The 23,325-nt window shown below is 64.5% G+C and carries 20 protein-coding genes; 12 read left to right on the top strand and 8 right to left on the bottom strand.

Going from position 1 to position 23,325, the window contains the following annotated elements:
- The first annotated feature begins 50 nt into the window (after positions 1-50).
- Genes sufC through K5L94_RS05280 form a run of 3 tightly spaced genes read left to right on the top strand, consistent with a single transcriptional unit; the run spans position 51 to position 3,330 of the window.
- Positions 51-815, top strand: a complete 765-nt coding sequence (gene sufC / locus K5L94_RS05290) for a Fe-S cluster assembly ATPase SufC (protein WP_053449041.1) — start codon at positions 51-53, stop codon at positions 813-815.
- On the top strand, positions 815-2,077 hold the full coding sequence (gene sufD / locus K5L94_RS05285; protein ID WP_053449040.1) for a Fe-S cluster assembly protein SufD: 1,263 nt from the start codon (positions 815-817) through the stop codon (positions 2,075-2,077). Before sufC ends, sufD begins: the two co-directional genes overlap by 1 nt.
- Positions 2,074-3,330, top strand: coding sequence for a cysteine desulfurase (locus tag K5L94_RS05280; protein ID WP_008265245.1), 1,257 nt, complete (start codon positions 2,074-2,076; stop codon positions 3,328-3,330). The genes sufD and K5L94_RS05280 overlap by 4 nt, the downstream gene beginning before the upstream one ends.
- Positions 3,331-3,648: 318 nt before the next feature.
- Here the strand turns inward: K5L94_RS05280 and K5L94_RS05275 are convergent, their stop codons facing one another.
- The 8 genes from K5L94_RS05275 to K5L94_RS05240 form a co-directional block, all read right to left on the bottom strand.
- Positions 3,649-3,924 (bottom strand): hypothetical protein, encoded by a 276-nt coding sequence (locus K5L94_RS05275; RefSeq protein ID WP_148564938.1) that lies wholly within the window; start codon positions 3,922-3,924, stop codon positions 3,649-3,651.
- A 481-nt stretch (positions 3,925-4,405) separates the two neighbouring features.
- Entirely contained in the window at positions 4,406-4,645 is a 240-nt protein-coding gene (locus K5L94_RS05270; RefSeq protein WP_274512112.1) for a hypothetical protein, read from the bottom strand.
- 100 nt (positions 4,646-4,745) lie between these two features.
- Positions 4,746-5,120 carry a hypothetical protein gene (locus K5L94_RS05265; protein ID WP_274512111.1) on the bottom strand — a complete coding sequence of 125 codons (375 nt, stop codon included), beginning with the start codon at positions 5,118-5,120 and terminating at the stop codon, positions 4,746-4,748.
- Between the two features lie 92 nt (positions 5,121-5,212).
- On the bottom strand, positions 5,213-5,719 hold the full coding sequence (locus tag K5L94_RS05260; protein WP_274512110.1) for a hypothetical protein: 507 nt from the start codon (positions 5,717-5,719) through the stop codon (positions 5,213-5,215).
- Between the two features lie 135 nt (positions 5,720-5,854).
- Entirely contained in the window at positions 5,855-6,319 is a 465-nt protein-coding gene (locus K5L94_RS05255) for a hypothetical protein (RefSeq protein ID WP_197605533.1), read from the bottom strand.
- Between the two features lie 66 nt (positions 6,320-6,385).
- On the bottom strand, positions 6,386-6,871 hold the full coding sequence (locus K5L94_RS05250) for a hypothetical protein (RefSeq protein ID WP_274512109.1): 486 nt from the start codon (positions 6,869-6,871) through the stop codon (positions 6,386-6,388).
- Positions 6,837-7,772: an RHS repeat domain-containing protein gene (locus tag K5L94_RS05245; RefSeq protein ID WP_274512108.1), complete on the bottom strand. Its 936-nt coding sequence runs from the start codon at positions 7,770-7,772 to the stop codon at positions 6,837-6,839. The genes K5L94_RS05250 and K5L94_RS05245 overlap by 35 nt, the downstream gene beginning before the upstream one ends.
- Positions 7,773-7,775: 3 nt before the next feature.
- Positions 7,776-13,106 (bottom strand): RHS repeat domain-containing protein, encoded by a 5,331-nt coding sequence (locus K5L94_RS05240; RefSeq protein ID WP_274512107.1) that lies wholly within the window; start codon positions 13,104-13,106, stop codon positions 7,776-7,778.
- Between the two features lie 223 nt (positions 13,107-13,329).
- Between K5L94_RS05240 and K5L94_RS05235 the strand changes: the two genes are divergently transcribed.
- From K5L94_RS05235 to K5L94_RS05195, 9 genes are all read left to right on the top strand, one after another.
- Positions 13,330-13,869: a GNAT family N-acetyltransferase gene (locus K5L94_RS05235; protein WP_006423155.1), complete on the top strand. Its 540-nt coding sequence runs from the start codon at positions 13,330-13,332 to the stop codon at positions 13,867-13,869.
- A complete protein-coding gene (locus K5L94_RS05230) occupies positions 13,866-14,198 on the top strand; it encodes a non-heme iron oxygenase ferredoxin subunit (protein WP_053449036.1) in 333 nt (110 codons plus the stop codon). Before K5L94_RS05235 ends, K5L94_RS05230 begins: the two co-directional genes overlap by 4 nt.
- Before the next feature lie 679 nt (positions 14,199-14,877).
- Positions 14,878-17,202 (top strand): catecholate siderophore receptor Fiu, encoded by a 2,325-nt coding sequence (locus tag K5L94_RS05225; protein ID WP_053449035.1) that lies wholly within the window; start codon positions 14,878-14,880, stop codon positions 17,200-17,202.
- 51 nt (positions 17,203-17,253) lie between these two features.
- A complete protein-coding gene (locus K5L94_RS05220) occupies positions 17,254-17,931 on the top strand; it encodes a Fe2+-dependent dioxygenase (protein ID WP_053449034.1) in 678 nt (225 codons plus the stop codon).
- Between the two features lie 165 nt (positions 17,932-18,096).
- Positions 18,097-18,498: a hypothetical protein gene (locus tag K5L94_RS05215; protein ID WP_053449033.1), complete on the top strand. Its 402-nt coding sequence runs from the start codon at positions 18,097-18,099 to the stop codon at positions 18,496-18,498.
- A gap of 160 nt (positions 18,499-18,658) precedes the next feature.
- Positions 18,659-21,079: a TonB-dependent receptor domain-containing protein gene (locus K5L94_RS05210; protein ID WP_053449032.1), complete on the top strand. Its 2,421-nt coding sequence runs from the start codon at positions 18,659-18,661 to the stop codon at positions 21,077-21,079.
- Between the two features lie 161 nt (positions 21,080-21,240).
- Complete coding sequence (locus K5L94_RS05205) at positions 21,241-21,879, top strand: PepSY-associated TM helix domain-containing protein (RefSeq protein ID WP_164085616.1); 639 nt, start codon at positions 21,241-21,243, stop codon at positions 21,877-21,879.
- 27 nt (positions 21,880-21,906) lie between these two features.
- Positions 21,907-22,425: a DUF2271 domain-containing protein gene (locus tag K5L94_RS05200; RefSeq protein WP_006423068.1), complete on the top strand. Its 519-nt coding sequence runs from the start codon at positions 21,907-21,909 to the stop codon at positions 22,423-22,425.
- Between the two features lie 75 nt (positions 22,426-22,500).
- Positions 22,501-23,304 carry a DUF4198 domain-containing protein gene (locus tag K5L94_RS05195; protein WP_274512104.1) on the top strand — a complete coding sequence of 268 codons (804 nt, stop codon included), beginning with the start codon at positions 22,501-22,503 and terminating at the stop codon, positions 23,302-23,304.
- Positions 23,305-23,325: the final 21 nt, after the last annotated feature.

The raw sequence follows: 23,325 nt of genomic DNA, 5'->3' as shown, positions 1-23,325 counted from the left end.
ACGCATTCTCTTTACCGGCGGGCTGCGGCCCGCCCCACGGAAACCCCACCATGCTGAAGATCGAAAACCTCCACGCCCGCATCGGCGACAAGGAAATCCTCAAGGGCCTCTCGCTGGAAGTGAAGCCCGGCCAGGTGCACGCCATCATGGGCCCCAATGGCGCCGGCAAGTCCACCCTGGGCAATGTCCTGGCCGGCCGCGACGGCTACGAAGTGACCGAAGGCAGCGTGCAGTTTGAAGGCACCGACCTGCTGGATCAGGATCCGGAAGCGCGCGCCGCTGCCGGCCTGTTCCTGGCGTTCCAGTACCCGGTGGAAATCCCGGGCGTGAACAACACCTACTTCCTGCGCGCCGCGCTGAACGCCCAGCGCAAGGCGCGCGGCGAAGAGGAACTCGATTCGATGCAGTTCCTCAAGCTGGTGCGGCAGAAGCTGGCCGTGCTGCACCTGAAGGACGAACTGCTGCACCGTGGCGTCAACGAAGGCTTCTCCGGTGGCGAGAAGAAGCGCAACGAGATCTTCCAGCTGGCCGTGCTGGAGCCGAAGCTGGCGATCCTCGACGAAACCGATTCGGGCCTGGACATCGACGCGCTGAAGAGCGTGGCCGACGGCGTCAACGCGCTGCGCGCCGCCGACCGCTCGTTCCTGGTCATCACCCACTACCAGCGCCTGCTGGACTACATCAAGCCGGACGTGGTGCACGTGCTGGCCGATGGCCGCATCGTCAAGAGCGGTGGCCCGGAACTGGCCCTGGAACTGGAAGCGCACGGCTACGATTTCCTCAAGGATCGCGTGGTGCGCGAGGCGGCGGTCTGATGAGCGCGCTGCTCGACTCGATGGCCCAGGCCTTCTGCGGCAGCGATGCGCGCCGCGAAGTGCTGGACGCGGCCCTGCGCGACGGCCTGCCGGCCGCCCGCAACGAAGCCTGGAAGTACACCTCGCTGCGCCAGCTGGAACGCCGTGCGTTCGCTGCGGCGCCGCTGCAGGGCCCGGCGCTGGACGCCTCGCTGTTGGAGGACATCCCGGCGCCGCGCCTGGTGTTCGTCAACGGTCGCCTCGATGCCGCGCTGAGCGACGTGCAGGCGCTGCCGGCCGGCGTGCAGCTGCAGCCGCTGTCGGCCGCGCTGGCCGACGGCGAGGATGCGGTGCGTTTCCTCGGCCGCCGCTACGAGCGCAGCGAAGAGATCTTCGCCCGCCTCAACGCCGCCCTGGCCGATGAAGGCGTGGTGCTGCGTGTGGACGAAGGCGTGCAGGTGGACGTGCCGCTGCAGCTGGTGTTCGCCAGCGTGGCCGGCGATACCGACCTGGCCTGGCACCACCGCCACCTGATCGAACTGCGCACCGGCGCCAGCCTGGGCGTGGTCGAGCATCGCTTCAGCGTGGGTGATTCGGCCCACCTCGACAACACCGTGCTGCACGCCCACGTCGCCCGCGATGCCGTGCTCAAGCACGCCCGCGTGCAGGCCGGCAGCGCGCGCCAGACCAGCTTCCTGCGCACCGACGCGGTGCTGGCCCGCGATGCGCAGTACCACCGCGTCGATCTGGAACTGGGTGCCGCGCTCAGCCGCCATGAACTGAACGTGCGCCTGGAAGGCGACAACGCCCAGCTGACCGCCAACGGCGTGCTGCTCGGCAACGGCCGCCGCCACGTCGAGACCCGCCTGGGCATCGACCACATCGCGCGCGATACTGCCTGCGAACTGCTGTGGCGCGGCGTTGCCGCCAACCGCAGCCGCGTGGTGTTCCACGGTGGCATCCAGATCCGCGAAGGCGCCGACGGCACCGACGCGAACCTGTCCAACAAGAACCTGCTGCTGTCGGCCGACGCCGAGATCGACACCCAGCCGACGCTGGTGATCGACGCCGATGAAGTGAAGGCCGCGCATGGCGCGACCGTCGGCCAGCTCGATGCCAACGCGCTGTTCTACCTGCGCTCGCGCGGGCTGCCGCAGGCCCAGGCGCAGGCGCTGCTGAGCGCCGCGTTCTGCCATGAACCGCTGAAGATCCTGCCGGAAGCACTGCGCGAGCAGCTGGCACGCCGCCTGGACAAGGCGCTGGTCGAGGCGGGTGTGGCATGAACCTGTCCACGCCGCGCCCGATCGAAGAACGCACCGGCGCCCCCGACTGGGACCGCGTCCGCCTCGACTTCCCGCTGTTGATGCGCGAAGTGCATGGCAAGCCGCTGGTCTATTTCGACAACGCCAACACCGGACAGAAGCCGGTGCAGGTGATCGGCGCGGTGGACGAGTTCTACCGCCGCTACAACGCCAACGTCAGCCGCGCGGTGCATGCACTGGGCAGCGAAGCCACCGACGCCTACGAAGGTGCGCGCAACAAGCTGGCGCGCTTCCTCAACGTGCGCCCCAGCGATCTGGTGCTGTGCAGCGGCACCACCTTCGCCATCAACCTGGTGGCCTACTCGTGGGCGCTGCCGCGGCTGAAGGCCGGTGACGTGATCCTGGTGTCGCGCATGGAGCACCACGCCAACATCGTGCCGTGGCAGCTGGTCGCCCAGCGTACCGGCGCGACCATCCGCGTGGCCGAGATCACCCCCGACGGCGCACTGGACCTGGATGCGCTGCGCGCAGCGATGACCCCCGAGGTCAAGCTGCTGGCGGTCACCCACGTCTCCAACGTGCTGGGCACGGTCAATCCGGTGCGCGAGATCTGCCGCGAAGCGCGCAAGCGCGGCATCATCACCGTGGTCGATGGCTCGCAGGCCGTGCCGCACCGCAAGGTGGACGTGGCCGCGATCGGTTGTGACTTCTACGCCATCACCGGCCACAAGATGTGTGGCCCGACCGGCACCGGCGCACTGTGGGCGCGCCGCGAGCACCTGGACGCGATGCCGCCGTTCCTCGGTGGCGGCGAAATGATCAAGGAAGTCAGCTTCGACGGCACCGTGTTCAACGATGCCCCGCACAAGTTCGAAGCCGGCACTCCGAACATCGCCGGCTTCATCGGCCTGGGCGTGGCCGCCGACTACCTGCAGCAGCTGGGCCAGGAGAACGTGGAAGCACGCGAAGCCGAACTGCTGGCGCACTTCACCGAAGAGCTGCGCCGCGTCGACGGCCTGCGCATCATCGGCGAAGCGCCGGAGAAGGCCGCCGTGGTTTCGTTCCTGATCGACGGCGCGCATGCCCACGATCTGGCCACCCTGCTGGATCTGGAAGGCGTGGCCGTGCGCTCCGGCCAACACTGCGCGCACCCGCTGCTGCAGTACTTCGGCGTTGCCGCTACCTGCCGGGCCTCGCTGGCGTTCTACAACACGCACGCCGAGATCGAGCGGTTCATGACTGCGCTGACCAAGGTGCGGAAGTTGCTGGGCTGAGATTCCTGGCGAAGCTCGGGATAGATGCAAACGCCGCAGGAAACTGCGGCGTTTTTTGTTGCGCCTTGGACGCAGGCAAGCAGAGGCGTGACTGAGAAACGCTGAAGTGATGCCAGGAACTGGCAATTTCCCGGCAATGCCGATCCATCCATCATCAATGGCCTTGAGGCACCGCCTTCTACACGCCAGAAAGCCTGGGTACCCCGCAGGCAATCAAGAACAAGTACATCATCACGACGCCCCTCAGCCTCACCGTTCATCCCACTGGAGCGCCCACGCCTTGAAGCTACAAAAAAATGAAGACATCAACTAATTATCTCAACTCACGCCCCCACCCCACTCCTCCACAATCTTTTCGACTGCCAATATCTGATCTTGCGCATAGGATCCATCCCGGAAACGGATATCAGCATCATCAAGATAATGCCATATCAAATGCGGGACATCTATTCCACAAACGCTTGACTGAAGGGTTCGCTTAAGCGCCTCGGCCCTCGTATACCAAGCAGAGACTTGTTCCGCAGAAGCAGGTTCGGATTCCAGCAACATCCGCAGGCAGGCAGCAGCGGACTTCACTTCATCAGCAGCACTCACCGGGGCACCTGTTTCCTTATCCACCGAGGATCAAACAATACAAGATCAGCAGCCTCACCGCGGCCTGCAGATTCAAGATTATTGTGCAGAATCGGAGTTCTCCCATTATTGACACCATGAAGGTGAAGTCGCTCCACCCATCTGCCATTCCGCGAGCGATCGGACGCGAGGCGGCCGCCAGCTTGAGCGTGCTGGCATTGACGACGATTGCTGCGCCATAAATCGTCCCGGCCTCCGGTACGCTCCCAGTTGAGCCCGTTGCGAGAACTTCTGTCCCGCAATGTTTCCAGTGGGTACCAGGCGGCCACATCACGGGATAAATGCAAACGCCACAGGGAATTGCGGCGTCTTTCTGTTGGTGGAGCTATGCGAACACTCAGCCTGCGAAAGCCCTGCTAACAGCCACGGACCCACGCATCGAGCACAGGGTTCCTCGCATGCGCGCACCCGACATCATCGACACCCCTGGCGATATTTCCCATCACCCAACAAGCATCGAGATGCCGCAGGCCACCAAGAACACGTAGGTCGCGACAACACCCCTCAGCACCCACCGCTCACCCCGCGTGATCATCAGACCTTTGCCGGAAAGCGCAAGCACTCCAATCCCGCGCAGGCACCGAAACCACCAGTCAACCCTGATGATGCCGACCGCCTCAAGCACTTCCGGCCGCTTCCGCTCCATCTTCAGCAGCATCCGGTGCGCCGCAAATCCATTCATCCACATGCCTCCCAGAATGACGGAAGAGCAGACAGGATAGCTCTCAATAATTCCCGTCACCTAGTCCCTCCCAGAAGGAAAATTTGAACTTCATTCAACCTCAATTACCGCCCCATACCGAATCGCAAAGCCCCACGGCGAGCAGGATCATGAAAGAAATCATGCCCAGATGCAGGAACCGACTCGCAAGCCGGTGCGAATCGCAGACATCCTTGCTCAAGAGCACTCCATCCAAGCGCCCTTCCCTTACCGCACGCAGTTGCCTGTATGTCGTGTCGAATGATGCCAGACTTCTTCCGGACAACTCAGGGTGATCGCGCCGCAAACGCATCTTGAATTCAGTGCAGAAATAGAAGTGTGCCGGATAGAAGATCAGAATCCCAACGATTGAAAACAAGAAGAGCCAGTTTATAACCCTATGGTTGCCCATGCTGCGCCGCTGCACGACGACCGCAAAAGTCACCTGCAGAGGCATGTAATGACCTATCGGCACCCGCCTCGGACACCAGCAGAATCAATACTGTCTTCACAAACTGCTTCATCGGAGGCGAGCTTGATACCTGGAACTCACTTCAGATCTTCGAGATCAACATACACTTCTCCGAAAGTAGCTTTTGGAATCGGACCAGGGACCCTCAAAGATTGAACATCAAGTGGGGGATGCATTTCGCCGAGAAGAAGATCATCCGTCGACCCGTCCGTCTTCCTAAGCCTGAACGCCCCAGTCACTGATACCCACGAGTAGGCATAGCGATCAAACACGTCACTCTGGAGATCTATTGGCCCCCTGATACGAACTTCGGTCTCATCAGTCACTCCAGCCTCGAACAGCTCCTTGCTGGAGCTCAATACAAAGTGCCCCCGACTAACTCCGAGATAGCCCTCCATGCGTATCGATTTCCCATCGAATAGCCGAGGAGTGGCAGCCAGCGCCCGGAAGCTGACTCGACAAACTGGATTCTGGCCGATCCCACAGCCCTTTGCGGGCGCTGTCTGCCCTCCTTCCTGAAGACCGCAACCGACCGCGGAAATCGTCAAGAAGAAAGCCACACAAAGCTGATAATTCAGTTTCATTTTCCTCCAGCACGAAGCTCTCGCTGTTGGCGGATGGCAACGCGGCATCCGCAGTTGCCGCCACTGCGCGCCGCAGTAGCGTAGGGGCCGACATTGCAGTCGAACCGCGTTACCCATCCGCCACCACTGCTGCTTTCAATCAGGAAAACCCACCCCGCAGGGCGGAATTCCGATCCGCTCATGGCGCAATCTCTGAAGATCCATCTCCATCAATGCGCGCGTGGACTCCGGGGGATCAAGACGCAAGCCCTGCTCAAGGATCTGCATCGCACGTTTGCAATCTCCCCCTCCCTGTTCCATAGACAGAAACAGTGCCAATCGCTGCATTGCACTGACATCCATTCTCGCGGCGCCCTCCTCAAGCCAGTAGCGATACCGCTCCATATCGCCACGTGTCGAATAGTGCCATTCGAGCTTTAGGCGGGCCTCTACTCCCCCTTTTTCAGCCATCGACATCTGACGTTTCAAATCTTCTTCGGAAAGGACCAAGCTTCGCGCGTCTTCATGCTTCTCATTTCGGGAGAACCGCTCACCCGGAGGCTCCCCGTTACCGCAGCCAACAAGCAGCAAAGACAAAGCAAAAATTCTCGCCTCACTCATTGCCATGCTCCGCCGGCAATTCTAAATGCAGCATCCATCCACTCAGGAGATTCAGCTACGGACGCATCACTTGGAAAGGTTAACCGCAGCAACATCGTAAACCTTGGCGTTAGCAATGACGGCCGAGCAACTCTTGCGAGACGCGTCCAGCATAACTTTTCCAGAAACGGTCGCAAAATAGACGCCATGCCTCCTTTTAACTAGCCCCCAGTCTATGGTTTCCTTCTCAGTCCACACGATGATGCAACTATACATATCGGTGCGATTTGGAAGATCGGGCCCAGGATAGAAAACAACACCTCTATCGTTCTCATAAAGCATAAACCCGCTGGTCTCTACCTCCACCGAATCCAACTTCTCGGGGTCAACAATGATCCTGGCAATAGGTACGCCGCATAGCTTCTTGAGCTCTCTGGAAACGATCTCGTTGCAGTGATTCTTTACAATTGAATCCCCTGAAGCCGAAGCCCCTCCACTTGACAAAGACCAACCCACCAGCACTAGAAAGGCAGCCGACCTAAAGTATCTTCTCAAAATGTCCTGCATAGACACGCTCCGCTCCTGAGGCTTCACCTGCGGCTCGCCAGGCCTTTTGATTAAACCAAACAATCCGCCCATCCGGCCTGGCAACATAGCTATCCACTCTTTTTCCAAAGGATCTCGCGATGTCGTGGTCATCCGTCATCCCAACATAATTGAATTTTCCTGAAGCGGCATATGCACCATTTCCGCTGTGTAGATTGTTCTCCGGATGAGTGTGCAGCATTGCCCTCAACTTGTAGGCACCGCTGTAAGGAACTATGGACGCGGAGCCACTTGAAGAGCCAGCACCCCAGTCCATGACCCTGAAATCTCGCGGATTCCTCTCCTCCATGTTCGCGAAGACCTCCCTGCCAGAAGCCTCCTGAAGCGGTATGGCTTTGTCCGAAAAATATCTTGCCGCACCTTCCGGACTTGAATGTGGCAATGCCTTTGATACCTTCTCCAGACTTGTCAACTCTGCTTTGAGGCGAGTGTCGTTCATGCATATCTTCGTTCCCAGCTTGGCGGCACAGCGACCATCTGGATCGACAAATCTATAAGGATTGCTTCTTGCATACCCATAGCGAGCACCACCGCCGTCAAGCGAACTGACAGGATCGACTGACAGAAATGATCCACCCTCCGGATCATAGTACCGCTGCTGCATATAACTCAGACCCGTCTCCGAGTCCGTCACATGCCCGGTATACCCCGGCCCATCCGCCAACGACCGGTTGACCACCGCTCCATACGGCTCGTACACCGTGCGCTCGATCACCTGGCCATTGGCATCGGTGATCGCCACCGGTGATCCCAGTGCATCGGTGTGGATGTACTCGACAACCTCCTGGGCGGCCGCCGGCGCCACACAAGCCGCCAGCACCACCAGCGCGAGTACCGCTCGATTCAACAGCAAAGAGAGTCCGTTCATGGCTTAGTCCCAGCTCAGTACACCGCGGGTGACCGGCCGTTCGGCCGACCACGGGGAACACCCACCTGCATTGCAGGCACGCACGCGATACTCATGCGCGCAGTACGTCCCGCCGCTGTCATTCACGTAGGTTGAGGGGCCCGTGTACAGACGCTGGCCACCACCGCCGCTCTCAAGCTGATACTCCGTTGCGTCTGCCACCGGACTCCATCCTGCGGAGCACTGCACCTGATAGGGCGGCCTGCGTGTCGTCAGCCACTCCGCCAGGTAAAGGCTCGTCGCCCCCGGCGGCAGCACCACCGCCACCGTCACGACTCCCGAATACGGGCTGCACCCGACGAAATTGCAGGCCCTCACCCGATACGCATAGCTTCCCTTGCCACGGCTGGCGCCAAAGCTGTTCGCAGCGCCGTTGTGCACCACCGTCCAGCCACCACCGTTGGCACTCTCTTCCAGCACGAAGCTCTCGCTGTTGGCGGGCACCGACCAGCTCAGGCTGTACTGCGGCACGTTGACCAGGCCCGGCGCACTGATCACCGGCTCGATGGCCGGCGGCCCGATCACCGCCACCGATGCCGTGCCCGACCACGGACCGCAGCCGGCGCCATTGCAGGCGGCAACGCGGTAGCCGTAGTTGCCGACACCGCGTGCCGCAGTGGCGTAGGAGCCGGCATCACCGTCGAACAGCGTCACCCATCCGCCACCATTGCTGCTTTCCTGCAGCGTGTAGCGTGTGGCGCCGGCCACGCCGTTCCAACCAACGCCGATGCTGCCCGGTGCGGAACGTGCCGGTGCCGAAATTCCCGGCGCGCCCGCGGGCGGATACACCACGGTCACCGTCGCACTGGCGCTGTAGGCGGTGCATCCCACCGGATTGCAGGCGCGGACACGATAGCCGTAGCTGCCCGCGCCCTTGCCGCTGAAGTCCCTGGATTGACCCGCGGCATTGTGCACCTGGGTCCAGGCGCCACCATTGGCGCTCTCCTCCAGCTCATAACGCTCGGCACCGGACGCCACGGACCAGCTCACGCCGTAACTTCCATTGAAGGCCGTCGCCGGCACGTTCAGGGCCGGCACCGTGGACGGCGCCAGCGCTACCGCAACCGAAGCGACGTTGCTCCACTCACCGCACACCGCGCGGCAACCGCGCACGCGGAACTGGTAGGCACCTGTCGCCAGGCCGGTGCTGGTGAACGATTGCGCCGCGCCGTCGAAGACGGTGCTCCAGGCACCGGCCAGCGCACGCTGCAGTTCATAGCGGTTTGCCCCGCCGGCCGGGCTCCAGGTCAGGTTCACGCTGCCTTCGGTGATGTAGCCGGGCGCGCTCAGCGCAGGCGCCGCGGGGGCTGCTGCGCCGTGCACCTGGGCCACCAGGCTGCCGGACAGGTACAGGTAGTCGGTCTGCTTTCCGGTGCGCTCATTGCGCTGGAAACGCAGCACGCCGCCGTTGTCGTAGAACGAGTAGATCGCCCCCTTCCCACTGGCGCTGGCCTTCACCCGGCGACCATGGGCGTCGTACTCGTAGCTCTCCGCCGCGCCCGCATCCCGCAGGCGATTGCCATAGTCGAACGAGAATGCCTGACCGTTGCGGACCGACAGGTTGCCCTGCACGTCGTAACCCAGGCCCGTCACGGTCGCCCCCGTCCCGGTTTCGATCACGTTGACCAGGCGATTGCTCGGATCGAAGTAGTGCGTACGGTCGCGACTGCCGACCCTGGCACGGCGCAGGTTGTCGAGTGCGTCGTACTCGTACAGTGCATTGCCAAAGCCCGGCGCGGTCACCGTACGCAACCGGTCCAGGCCGTCATAGGTCATGTCACGGTTGCCGGGTGCGCCCGGCAGGCCGTCGGAGATGGCCATCACATTGCCACCGGCATCGTAATCGTAGCTGTCATCGAGCACCGCGGCCGCAGCGGTCGCGTCGCGGCTGCGCTCCGGCAGGCCACGGGCATTCTGGGTCAGGGTATGCGCGATGCCGTTGCCGTAAACGAATCGCGCCAGCGCACCATTGGCAAAATAGCTGGCGCTGTTTGCGTAGCCGCCGACAGCTGTAGCCCGCCCCAGCGCATCCGGGGCATAGCTGACGACGCGCCCGCCCGGGTAAGTGTTGCTGGCCAGCGTGCCGTTGGCATCGTAGCCGTACGCCAGACTCAGGTTGCCCAGATCCGGATGCTGCAGCGTCTCGCTGCTGAGCAGGCGCCGGCGATTGTATTGATAGCGGTTGACGACCATCGGCCGGGCCGGGTCGTTCTGCGTACTGATTTCCGCGGGCAAGGCATCCGGCGTGTAGGACCAGCGCTGATTTCCGCGCCCATCCGGGAACGTCAGGGTCGACAGTCGATTGGCAGCATCGTAGCTGCGCGCTACTACACGGCCGCTGGCAAAGGCCTCACTGCGATTGCAGTCGGCGGCGCTGTTCAGGCCGGTCCCGGCTGCGGACCACAGCACGTTGCCGGCCGCATCATAGTCCTGCACCGTCGCGCCGGTTTCCGGTTCGATGGTCTTGCACAGCTGCTGGTAACCGTCATAGACGTAGCGGCGGGTCAACGCCTGGCTGCCATCGGCCGTGCGCCGGGTGATCGCCAACGGCTTGCCCAGCGTGTCACGCTGGATCTCGGTCACCACGCCTTCTGGATGCTGCAATGTCAGTGGCATCTCGTAGCTGGGCTGATCGTAGGCGAGATGCCGCGTGGTGGTGGCCTGCCCGCGCGGGTTGGTCACCTTCACCGACACGTTGCCCACATACTCGGTGCGCGTTACCAGATCGCCCAGTTCCGACGATTGGCTGACCACCACCGGCCGGCCCAACGCGTCGTACTGCGTCGTGGTGCCCGTCATTGCTGCATTGATGTCGGTGAGCTGTCGCGTGGGGTACGACGCAAACACCGTCTTGCCACTGCTGTCGTAGCGGGTCACCACCGCGCTGTCGAGCGCGTTATTGGCATTCTCGGTAACCAGTACCGGACGGAACATGGCGTCCAGATAGGTGTCGGTACGGCGTCCGCCCTGGGTACGGGAGTGCTTCCACGCACCGGCCGGCACACCCAGCTGGGCACCGCCCAGCCGCTGCAGGTCCATGGTCACACCGTTCCAGTTCACTTCATCGCCACCCGGGAACTGCTGGCTGCGCAGCCGCCCCATGCTGTCGTAGCTGAAGCTGGTGGTTGCTCCGACTTCATCGGTCAGTGAAGCGATCCAACCATTGTCATCGACGGCAACGGTACGCACTGCGCCATTGGGCGCCTCGGGTGTGGCTGGCATGCGCAGCTGCTGCGGGATGCCGCGCTTCCATCCAGACAGGTGACTGGTATTGCCACGGCCGTCGGCCACCGATGCCACCGTACCGTCAGCGGCATAGGTCACCTGCTGCGCCAGGCGGCCGAATGCATAGGCGCGCAGCGGCAGCGCATTGGCCGGGTCGAACTCGGTGCGCGACTCCTCGATGCCGTTGAGCAGGCTGCGTGCCACCTGGCCATTCACCCACAAGGCGGCATTGTCGTAATAGCCGGTCGTCCGGGTTCGGCTCTGGCCGGCAGAATTTCCTTCGTCCACCGTGACCTCGCGGACGAAGGCATCAAAGGCCTGTACGGTGCGGATGAACTGCACGCCATCCTGGTTCACGACCGTACTCTGCACCGGCCGATTCAGATGTTCACCAAGTTCGGTCGCCCCGTACTTGAGATTCCGCCCCGCCGCACGCGGAAACGGTGCATTGGCAAGCTGCGCGTCCGGGTAATAGTTGTTGCGCTCCGTACGGACCACAGTGCCGCCAGCGCTGGTACTGGTCGACAGCAGCAGACCGTCGTTGTAGCCGACTTCCTTGCCGAATTCGTATGTCCGGATGACCCCATCGGGCAGGGTTTCAATCGTTATCTTCGGTTCCGCCTGCCCGACCGGGATCGCTGGCCAGCCGGCCTGGTCAACCCGCCTGTCGTACGCCCACCCCAGGTTGGTGTACTGATAGCTCCATTGCGCCGTGGGCATCCCCGGACCGCTTATCCGCTTTGCCACCAGCGACATCGCGTCGCGGTAGATGGGCGTGAGGTTCCACCCATCGGCCAGCAGCTGGTCGTCGCCGGACGTCTGGCAATTGAATGGCACGTTCTTGCGCCCATGCCGGAAGGGTCGGAACACGAAGGTTCCGACGGCCCCAGAGGGATGGGTGATGGACGCCGCCACTTCGGTCTGCACGATCTTGTTCGTCTTCGCGCACAACGCCGGGACTTCCATGTAGGCCCAGACGTCCTGCCCGGTGTACTCCTGGTACTTCTTCGTCACATTGACCGGAGGCAGGTCATAGCTCCAGGCAGTGCCATCGGGCAGCGTGACCGATTGCAGCGTTCCCGCCGGCGTATAGCCGTAAGTCCAGGTACGGCCCGCCGCCAGGGCCGTTGCGATGCGCCCCTGCGAGTCATAGGTCAGGCTGATGCTGCGCCCGTCGCTGGCGATGATGCGATCCAGGCGCCCGCCGCTCCACTCATAGCGGACCCAGTTGCCGAATCGGTCGACGACCTGCGACGGATAGAGGAAGACCTTCTTCCGCTGCAGCGTCGAATGGGTGATGGTGTCGTAGGGCTGCATGACAGCCGGGTCGTTGTGGCGCGCCACCATCCAGTCGAAGTAGTACTTGGTTCCGTCCGGCGCATGCCCCAGGAAGCCTTCGCCCGGCTGGCCGCTCTTGAGGGAACTGAGGCAGGAGAAGAACCATCCGCCCTTGGTATTCCACGGGGCGGGCATGCCGAGTTGTGGGATGGGCTGGCGCGCATCTCCGCTGCCGGCAAGAACCGTTTCACCGCCGCCGCCAGGCAGTGACAACCGCACTCCTTCCCAATAGGTATGGGGTGCGAACACGGTCGTCTGGGTATGCTTGTAGTTCCATACATCCAGTGCCGGAGGTGCGGAGACGGTCGAGCAACGCGCGCTCGGTGTCCAATGACCTCCCACCGCCGTTTCCGGCTGATCTCCGTAGGTGCCCGAAAGCGACGGAATGTCCAGCGTCCAGTTTCCGTACTCGTTGTCGTTTGCGCTGCCGCCGATATCTCCATAGCTGCGGCCCAGCGACACCGCCAGGCCACCGTTGCCGGGAATGGAGATATCGGTGGCACTGAAACTGACAGAGCCGTCATAGAGGTTGACCTTCTCGCCGAAGATGTCTCCCTTCAGCGGCTCGACCAGATCGCCGTATTTCAGCCGCTTGTCGTATTCCTGGCGCCAGGTGGGAACGATCTGGGCAGAGGCCAGTGCCGGCGCCAGCGACAGGGCCGTCACCATCAGCAGCAGCGAAGACCTGATCGGGCCGGCATGGCGCGAGCGGAGCGTGATGCGGAACCGCATGGGGATCCTCCTTGGATCGTCCGTCCTTGAAAGCGCGCACAGACAGCAGGACCTGTCCCCTGGCCAGCGCGATCTACACCCATTTATGAATCAAACATGAAGATCGCGTCAAGACGACATTCACGACAGGATCGGCAAACAGCCTGGGGACTGTCCCCGCTCCGGTTCGCGCCCGGCCCCAGGGCGTGCACCGCTGCTGCCGTGCCCCATCTAGAATGCCCGCATGACCACCCTGACCTACCGTGCCGCCACGCCGGCCGACATCCCCGCCCTGATCGCCCTCGTCACTTCGGCCTACCGGGGTGACGCCAGCCGTGCCGGCTGGACCACCGAAGCCGACCTGCTGGACGGCGCCCGCATCGACGCCGAAGGCATCCAGGCCGACCTCGACCGCCCCCGCTCGACCATCCTGCTGGCCGAACGCGAGGGCCGGCTGGTGGCCTGCGCCCACGTCGCCGATGTCGACGGCAAGGGCTACTTCGGCATGTTCTCGGTCGACCCGGCCCAGCAGGGCGGCGGCGTCGGCAAGCAGCTGATGGATGCGGCCGAAGCGCACGCCGCGCGCGAATGGAACGTGCCGGTGATGCAGATGACCGTGATCGACGTGCGCGACGAGCTGATCGCCTTCTACGAGCGCCGCGGCTACCAGCGCACCGGCATCAAGAAGCCGTTCCCGTATGGCGACGAACGCTTCGGCATCCCCAAGCGCGACGACCTGCGCTTCGAGATCCTGGAGAAGCCGCTGGCCGGAGCCACCGCGTGAGCGAGGCCTGGACCTTCGTCTGTGCCGGCGCCGAACTGCTGCCGGGTGAAATGAAGAGCGTGTTCGACGAAGTGACCGGCACCCCGATCGTGGTGTTCAACCTCGACGGCGAGCTGTATGCATTGGAAGACCAGTGCACGCATGAAGAGTTCGAGCTGTCCTCGGGCGAGTTCAACACCACCGAGGGCAGCGTGGAGTGCGTGCTGCACGGCGCGCGCTTCGACGTGCGTGATGGCCGCGCCCTGTGCGCCCCGGCCTACACCCCGGTGCCCAAGTTCCCGGTGAAGCGCGAACACGACGCCATCTGGACCCGCGACGACCGCGACTGAGTCCGCCACACCCCGGGGCAGCCAACCCACGGGGCGGGGCTACCGGAAGCGGCTGAGCGCCCGTTCAGGGCCTTGCAGGGCCATCCTGACAGCCCGCCTCAGCGCGCACATGCGAATCATTATCGTTGATGTTATTCTACGTAACATCTTCGTAACGACTCCGCCTCCGCGCCATGGCTTCGCCCGCGCCCGCCGCCGCGCTGTGCCAGCTCGCCCGCCAAGGGTGGCCGCTGCTCGTGGCCGCGCTGCTGACGCTGGTGCTGGGTTGGTCGGCACTGCACGAAGGGCGTGGTACGTCAACCGCCGCCATGCCCACGGTACACGCCCAGGGTGCCGCGCCCGCGTCTCCGCCACATGCACTGCCGCACGAACAGGCGATGCACCGCGCTGAGTCCGAACCTGATGGCAGTCGCAGCGACAAGCCAGCGGTGCTGCGACGGCTCTGCCTGCAATACCCACGGCGCGCCCCTGCGGACGCTCCGGCGACGGTGACACCGGCTCCTGCGGTGCACGCGCCGGACCGACGCCAGCCCCCCTCACAGGCACCGCCCCTGCTGCTGGCCTGACGCTCTGCTGCGCGCTGCGCAGTCGTTTCCGCACGTTCCCCCTTTCGCTCCATGCCCTGCTGCCGCGCCGCCTGCGTCGGCCGCCCCTTCCTGTTCCCTCTCTGCAGACGCCCATGAAACCGATCAAGAGCCGCAAGCACGCTTCTCCGCTTCGTACCCTGCCGTTGGCCACCGCCAGTCTTGCCGCCGGCCTCGGCCTGGCGGCCCTTCCCGCGCTGGCCCACGCCGAGGCCGGCGACAACGCGCGCACCCTGGACAAGATCGATGTGCACGCCACCCGCGGCTACAAGGCCGACAAGGTGGCCTCGCCGAAGTTCACCCAGCGTCTGCAGGACACCCCGCAGACCATCCAGGTGATCACCAGCGACCTGTTCAACCAGCAGGGCGCCACCACGCTGACCGAAGCGCTGCGCAACAGCCCCGGCGTGGGCACCTTCTATGCTGGTGAGAACGGCAACACCACCACCGGCGACGCGCTGTTCATGCGTGGCTTTGACACCTCCAACAGTCTGTATGTGGACGGTGTGCGCGACCTGGGCTCGATCTCGCGCGATGTGTTCAACATCGAACAGGTGGAGGTGACCAAGGGCCCGGCAGGTACCGACAACGGCCGCTCGGCACCGACCGGTGCCATCAACCTAGTCAGCAAGCAGGCCAACCTGCAGGACGCTACCTCGGCCAGCGTTTCGCTGGGCAGCGACCAGCAACGCCGTACCACCGCCGACTGGAACCAGTCGCTGGGTGCGACCAGCGCGCTGCGCATCAACGGCATGTGGCAGGACAGCGGCCAGCCCGGTCGCGACCACGTGCAGAACAAGCGCTGGGGCATCGCGCCGTCGCTGGCCTTCGGCCTGGGCACCGCCACCCGCTACTACCTCAACCTGCTCTATGTGAAGCAGGACAACGTGCCCGACGGCGGCGTGCCGACCCTGGGCCTGCCTGGCTGGACCCCGCAGCCGACGCTGGAAGCGCTGGCCGGCCGTCCGGTAGACCCGGAAAACTTCTACGGCACCCATGCCGACCACGATGATGTGACCGCGCAGATGGCCACGTTCCGCTTCGAGCACGACTTCAACGACAGCGTGCGCCTGACCAATACCGCACGCTGGGGCCGCACCGAACAGGACTATCTGCTCACCGCCTTCATGGGCACCGGTGTGCGTGGTGCGAATGGGCGTCCGACCGGCAACATCACTTACATCAACCCGGCAGACCTTGCAACCTACACCATTGCGCGCAGCCTGCCGACCTTCAAGGATCAGCGCAACACCATCCTCACCGATCAGTTGAACCTTCGCGCGGACTTCTCCACCGGCGCGGTAGGCCATGCACTGAGTGCCGGCCTGGAATTCACCCGCGAAGAACTGGACAGCTACGGCCAGGCCGCCACCGGTGGCAGCAGCTGGCCGGCTGCCAACCTGTACGACCCCAACTGGAACGTCACTGGCCTGAACTGGGCGCACAACGGCGCCGATGCCCACGGCAAGACCACCACCTCGGCGATCTACCTGTTCGACACGCTGTCCTTCGGCGAGAGCTTCCTGCTGACCGCAGGCGTGCGTGCCGATCATTACAAGACCGAGTACGCCAGCGCCTCGGTCTGTGGCGGCCGCGGCGGCCCAGTGTGTGGCAGCAACCCCACCGGCACCGTGCTGCGCAACCCGACGCTGGACGCGTCCGATACCCTGCTGAACTGGAAGCTGGGCGCGCTGTACAAGGTGGGTGAAACGGTCAGCGTGTACGCCAACTACGCGCTTTCCCAGCAACCGCCAGGCGGTGCCAACTTCCAGCTGAGCAGCTCGGCCAGCAGCGCCGACAACCCCAAGCTGGACCCGCAGAAGGCCAAGACCTTCGAGGTGGGCAGCAAGTGGGCCTTCATGGAGGATGCGCTGGCGGTGAACCTGGCGCTGTTCCAGACCGATGTGGAAAACGAAATCAATACCACCGTGCTGGACGACGCCGGCAACCCCACCCAGACCGGCAGCAAACGGGTGAAGGGTGTTGAGCTGTCTGCCGTGGGCCGCGTGTCCGAGAACTGGTCGATCAGCGCAGGCTACAGCCACTTGAACACCGATGTGAAGGATGGTGCCAAGGTGGCCGCCGATGGCACCAACAACCTGGTCTATACCCCGGACGATACCTTCACCGGCTGGACCAGCTACGTGCTGCCGCATGGCATTACCCTGGGCGGCGGCGTGCGCTATGCCGCCGGCATGCACCGCGGTACCGACGGCGCCGTCGGCACGCCGGCATTCACCAAGTCCTACACGGTGTACGACGCCATGGTCTCGTGGGCGGTGAACGATCACGTGTCGCTGCGCTTGAACGGCTACAACCTGTTCGACAAGCAGTACGTGGCCAGCATCAACAAGAGCGGCTACCGTTACACCCCGGGCGCACCGCGCACTTTCCTGCTCAGCGCGGACATCCGCTTCTGATGGCAAGACGCGGGGGAGCCCGTCTCCCCCGCGCATCACAGAGGAACCACCATGCTGCTGCACATACCCAACGTGCTCGCCCCGGAAGAGGTGGCACAGATGCGCCAGCGGCTGGATCCGGCCGATTGGGCCGACGGTCGCGAGACCGTCGGCGCGCAGGGTGCGCAGGTCAAGCACAACCAGCAACTGCCCGATGCCTCGCCGCTGAAGGCAGAACTCGGGCAGCGCATACTCGCCGCACTGGGTCGCAGCCCGTTGTTCTTCGCTGCCGCTCTGCCGCTGAAGGTCCTGCCACCCCGCTTCAACCGCTACAGCGGCGGTGGCACCTATGGCTTCCACGTCGATGGCGCGGTGATGAACCTGGCCAACGGCGAGCAGCTGCGTTCGGACATCTCCTGCACCTTGTTCCTGTCCGCGCCCGAAGAGTACGAGGGCGGCGAGCTGGTCATCAGCGATACCTACGGCGAGCACGAGGTGAAGCTGCCGGCCGGCGACCTGATCGTGTACCCGTCCAGCAGCCTGCACAAGGTCAATCCGGTCACCCGTGGCGCGCGCGTGGCCTCGTTCTTCTGGGTGCAGAGCATGGTCCGCGACGACGTGCAGCGCCGCCTGCTGTGGGAAATGGACGGCTCGATCGAACGCCTGCGGCAGACCGGCGGCGACGCCGAGGCGGTGCTGCAGCTGACCGGCGTGTACCACAACCTGCTGCGCCGCTGGAGCGAAGTCTGAGGCGGACACGGCCGGGCCTGCGACATCTTGGCAATCATTCTCATTTGCAACCGCTAACCGCTCTCATTACAATCTCGCCCCGTTGATGCCGGCCCCTGCCGGCAGACGTCCGGGGATTCCTGCTTGCTGCGCCCGCTTCGCCCTCGCCCACTCATCCATCGCAAGATGGGCACCGCCATGCGCGGCCAGCGTCCTGCGCTGGCCAGCCTGTTGGCGTGGGTGGCGATGCTGGCGTTGCTGCTGGGCACGCTGCCGCTGCTGCCGCATTCGCCGGCGCCGATGACCGTGCAGGTGCCGCTGGAAGAGCGCGGCGGCGAAGGCCCGCTGCAGGAAGAAGCACCCGCCAAGCTGCGCCGCTGTGCCGCTGCCCCGGTAAAAGCGGCCGAGAAGTCACCTCCGCCGTTGCTGCTGGCCAGCCAGTGGCTGCGCACTGAACTCGAACTCGTTCCCGCCACGCCGGCCATGCCCGGCGTGCGCCCGGACTGGCCACTGGCCGCTCCGGATACGCCCTGGGCCGATGCGCCCGGGCGCCGCCAGCAACGCGGCCAGGCGCCGCCGCTCGCCTGATCCACGGCCTGGGGTGACCGCGTGCGCGGTCACCTGCGCGCGCCGCTGCCTGCTTCATTCCCGTCTGCTCCATCCCTGCTGCCCCTGACCGGGCCTTCCGTGCCTGCCGCGCCCTTCGCGCATGGCAATGCACCACCCTGCATCCTTCGAGGTAACTGCCATGGCCCAGCGCCATCGTGTCCGTTCGTCCCTGTCCCGCCCCCTGCTGACCAGCGCCGTGCTGGTGGCCCTTTCCGCCCCCGCCTTCGCCCACGGTGACGCCGCCGGTGCACCGCAGACGCTGGACAAGGTGGTGGTCACCGCGTCCGGCTTCGAACAGAAAGTGATCGATGCACCGGCCAGCATCAGCGTGGTCAGCCGCGAGGAACTGAGCAAGCGTCCCTACACCAACCTGGTCGATGCATTGCGCGACGTCGAAGGCATCGACGTCGGCCTGGAAGCGACCGACAAGAACGGCCGCGCCACCATCTCGATGCGCGGCCTGCCCTCCGAGTACACCCTGGTGCTGATCGATGGCCGCCGCCAGAGCAACGTCGGCCAGCTGTACCCGAACAACTTCGGCGGTGGCCAGTTCGCCTACCTGCCGCCGCTGGATGCCATCGAGCGCATCGAAGTGGTACGCGGCCCGATGTCCACGCTGTACGGCTCGGATGCGATGGGCGGCGTCATCAACATCATCACCCGCCGCAACCAGGACAGCTGGCATGGCGCGCTCACCCAGGGCTTCACCGTGCAGCAGGACGACCAGTTCGGCGATGCACGCACCACCGACCTGTACCTCAGCGGCCCGCTGCTGAAGGATCGCCTCAGCCTGGCGGTGCGCGGCAGCTACTACGACGCCAAGGCATCGAACCCGGAATGGGAGGCGCTGACCCTGCCCGATGGCACGCTGTGGGAGCGCAGCATCGGCTTCGGTGGCGGTGGCAAGTCGGTGGCCAACACCAACTGGAACACCGGCGTGCGCCTGGATTTCCGCGTCAACGATGACCACGAGCTGTGGCTGGACTACGACGTGTCGCGGCAGAAGTACGACAACAGCGAAGGCCAGACCGGCACGCTGGACAGCCTGGCCAGCCTGTGGCGCGTCGGCAACGCGGTCATTCCCAACCCGAACGGCAGCGGCACGGTCACCCGCCGCGTGGTGCAGCCGCGCGTGGGCTACACCGCCTACCAGCGCTACGAGCGCGACCAGCTGTCGCTGACCCACCAGGGCCGTTACAGCTTCGGCACCTGGCAGACCTCGCTGACCCACAGCAAGAGCAGCAACCTGGGCCGCTCGCTGCCGCTGACCCTGGACGAACGCGCCAACCTGCAGACGCTGTGGAATGACGTCTGCCGTCGCACCGGCGCCGCCAACAACTGCGCGGCCGGGCGTGGCAATGCACTGGCCGCCCTCAACCCGAGCGAAATGGCACGCCTGCAGGCGTTCCTGCCGCGTCCGCTGCGCACCATGGAACTGGAAGGCTACGTGCTCGACACCATGCTCGACCTCGACTTCGGCGCGCACAAGCTGACCGTCGGCGGCCAGTACAACGACACCGACATGATCGACGGCGTGTTCGGCATGGACGGTGCCGGCTACCGTAGCAACACGAAGCAGAAGCACCGCATGTGGGCGCTGTTCGCCGAGGACAACTGGGCACTGACCGACACCCTGACCGCCACCTTCGGCCTGCGCTACGACGACCACAACGTGTTCGGCAGCCATGTCAGCCCGCGCGGCTACCTGGTGTGGAATGCCAGCGATGCGTGGACCTTCAAGGGTGGCGTCAGCACCGGCTACAAGACCCCGCGTCCGGACCAGCTGTTCCCGGGCATCACCGGTTTTGGTGGCCAGGGCGTGCTGCCGCTGGTCGGCTCGCCCAACCTGAAGCCGGAGACCAGCACCAACTACGAGCTGGCCGCGTACTACGAAGGCCAGCGCTGGGGCTTCAACGTCACCGGCTTCATCAACAAGTTCGAGGACAAGATCGCCAGCGGCGGCACCTTCCCGAACTGCGAAGTGGCGCCGGCCGGCAGCGGCTACTGCGTGGACATCGGCCCGGGCTGGGCGGCGCTGGGCTACAGCACCTTCACCCAGAGCGTGAACATCGACAAGGCCGAGACCCGTGGCGCCGAGCTCGCCGCGCACGTCGACCTGCTCGACACCCTGCAGCTGCGTGGCAACTACACCTGGACCAAGAGCGAGCAGACCAGCGGTCCCGACAAGGGACGCCCGATCGCAGGCACCACGCCGGCAAAGCACATGGCCAACGCCAGCCTCAACTGGCAGATCAACGAGGCCATCAGCCTGTCGTTGATCGGCGAGGGCCGCTACGACCGCTACCGCGACACCCTGCTCGACGCCAATGGCGTCAGCCAAACCCGTTACTACGAGGACTACACCATCTTCCACCTCGGTGGCAGCTGGCAGGCCACGCCGTGGCTGACGGTGAACGCACGGGTCAACAACCTGTTCGACAAGAACTTCGTCTCGCAGTCGTGCCTGCTGATCAGCCCGAGCGAGTTCAACTGCGTGGACGACTACGCGACCAAGGACCAGCGCCGCAGTTACTGGATCTCGCTCAACGCGAAGTTCTGACCGCCGCGCACCGGTAGTGCCGGCCGCTGGCCGGCATCGCCTTGGCCCGGTGGGTGCCGACCTCGGTCGGCACCGCTCCCAGGGATACAGAACGACACGCAATTGCGAGCTATTCTCATCAATGATGTAATGAGCAGTCCCCATCCGCCCCGAACCGTGCCGTGAGCCGTCCTGCTTCTTCCACCGTGCAGCAGCAACAGAGCCGTGGCTTCTGGCTGCGTACGCTGCACCAGTGGCACTGGATCAGCTCGGCGGTGTGCCTGATCGGCATGCTGTTGTTCGCGGTGACCGGCCTGACCCTCAACCATGCGGCGAAGATCGAGGCCAAGCCCGAGGTGCAGAACCAGCACCTGGAACTGCCGGCCGAGCTGCTGGGCCAGCTGGGCACGCGCGAGGACGGCAACGCGCCGATCCCGCGCCCGGCCCGGCAATGGCTGGACACCCAGCTGGGCATCGCCATTGGCGGGCGCCCGGCCGAGTGGTCGGCCGAGGAGATCTACCTGTCGCTGCCGCGCCCCGGTGGCGACGCCTGGCTGAGCATCGATCGCGAAACCGGCGCGGTGGAGTACGAATCAACCTCGCGCGGCGTGGTCTCCTACCTCAACGACCTGCACAAGGGCCGCAACGCGGGCCCGGCATGGGGCTGGTTCCTGGACCTGTTCGCCGTGGCCTGCCTGGTGTTCTGCATCACCGGCCTGTTCCTGCTGCACCTGCATGCGCGGCAGCGGCGCATGACCTGGCCGCTGGTCGGCCTCGGCCTGATGATTCCGCTGCTGATCGCCCTGCTGCTGATCCACTGACTTTTCCCTCGTTCCCGGAGCCGCTCCATGCGCGTCACCCTGACCATCGCCCTCAGCGGCCTGCTGGCCACCTCGCCGGCCTACGCCGCCACCCTCGACATCAACGTCGAAGTGCCCAAGCTCAACGTGGCCGAGTATCACCGCCCGTATGTGGCGGTGTGGCTGGAAGGCGCCGACCAGAAGGTCGCGGCCAACCTGTCGGTCTGGTACCAGCAGACCAGCAACAGCGAAGGCCATGGCACCAAGTGGCTGCCCGACCTGCGCCAGTGGTGGCGCAAGAGCGGCCGCACCCTGCAGGTGCCGGTGGACGGTGTGACCGGCCCGACCCGCCCGGCCGGCAAGCACGCGCTGTCGTTCACCGACAAGCAGCCGGCGCTGAAGCAGCTGGCACCGGGCAACTACACCCTGGTGGTCGAAGCGGTGCGTGAAGTCGGCGGCCGTGAACTGCTGAAGATCCCCTTCACCTGGCCGGCCACCGCCGCGCAGAACGGCAAGGCGCAGGGCGCCACCGAACTGGGCCAGGTCACCCTCGCCGTCAAACCCTGAAAAAGGGACGGAGGGGATTAAGTCGTAATCCCCTCGCCCTTGTCGCACCACCCCGCATCCACTGGAGTCTTCCGCATGAAGCGCACGCTCGTCCTCGCCGCCGCCCTGGCCGCTGCCCTTCCCTTCTCCGCCCTGGCCCACAAGGCCTGGCTGCTGCCCTCGCAGACCGTGATCGCCGGCAATGCGCCGTGGATCACCGTCGACGGTGCGGTCTCCAACGACCTGTTCTACTTCAACCACGTGCCGCTGCGCCTGGAATCGCTGGTGATCACCGCCCCGGATGGCAGCACCGTGCAGCCGCAGAACGCGTCCACCGGCAAGTACCGCAGCGTGTTCGACCTCGAACTGAAGCAGCCGGGCACCTATCGCATCGCCTCGGTCAATGACGGCCTGTTCGCCACCTACGAGCAGAACGGCGAGCGCAAGCGCTGGCGCGGCAGCGTCGCCACCTTCGGCGAACTGCCGAAGGACGCAAAGAAGCTGGAAGTGAGCCAGTCGGTCGGCCGCGTTGAGACCTTCGTCACCAACGGTGCGCCGAATGACACCGCACTGAAGCCAACCAACCGCGGCATCGAGCTGGTTGCCGTCGGCCACCCGAACGACCTGTTCGCCGGTGAGGAAGCCACCTTCCGCGTGCTGGTCGATGGCAAGCCGACCGCTGGCCTGGAGTTCGAGATCGTGCGTGGCGCCACCCGCTACCGCAATGCGCAGGACGAGCTGAAGCTGACCAGCGACGCCAAGGGCGAGATCAAGGTGACCTGGCCGGAAGCCGGCATGTACTGGCTGGAAACCGCCACCGAAGACAAGAAAACCTCGGTAAAGCAGGCCGCCAAGCGCCGCCTGAGCTACGTCGCCACGCTGGAAGTGCTGCCGCAGTAATGATGCAGATCGCGATGCCGG

The sequence above is a fragment of the Stenotrophomonas forensis genome (genome assembly GCF_028752115.1).
Taxonomy (GTDB): domain Bacteria; phylum Pseudomonadota; class Gammaproteobacteria; order Xanthomonadales; family Xanthomonadaceae; genus Stenotrophomonas; species Stenotrophomonas forensis.
This window is presented reverse-complemented; position numbering and strand designations above follow the sequence as displayed.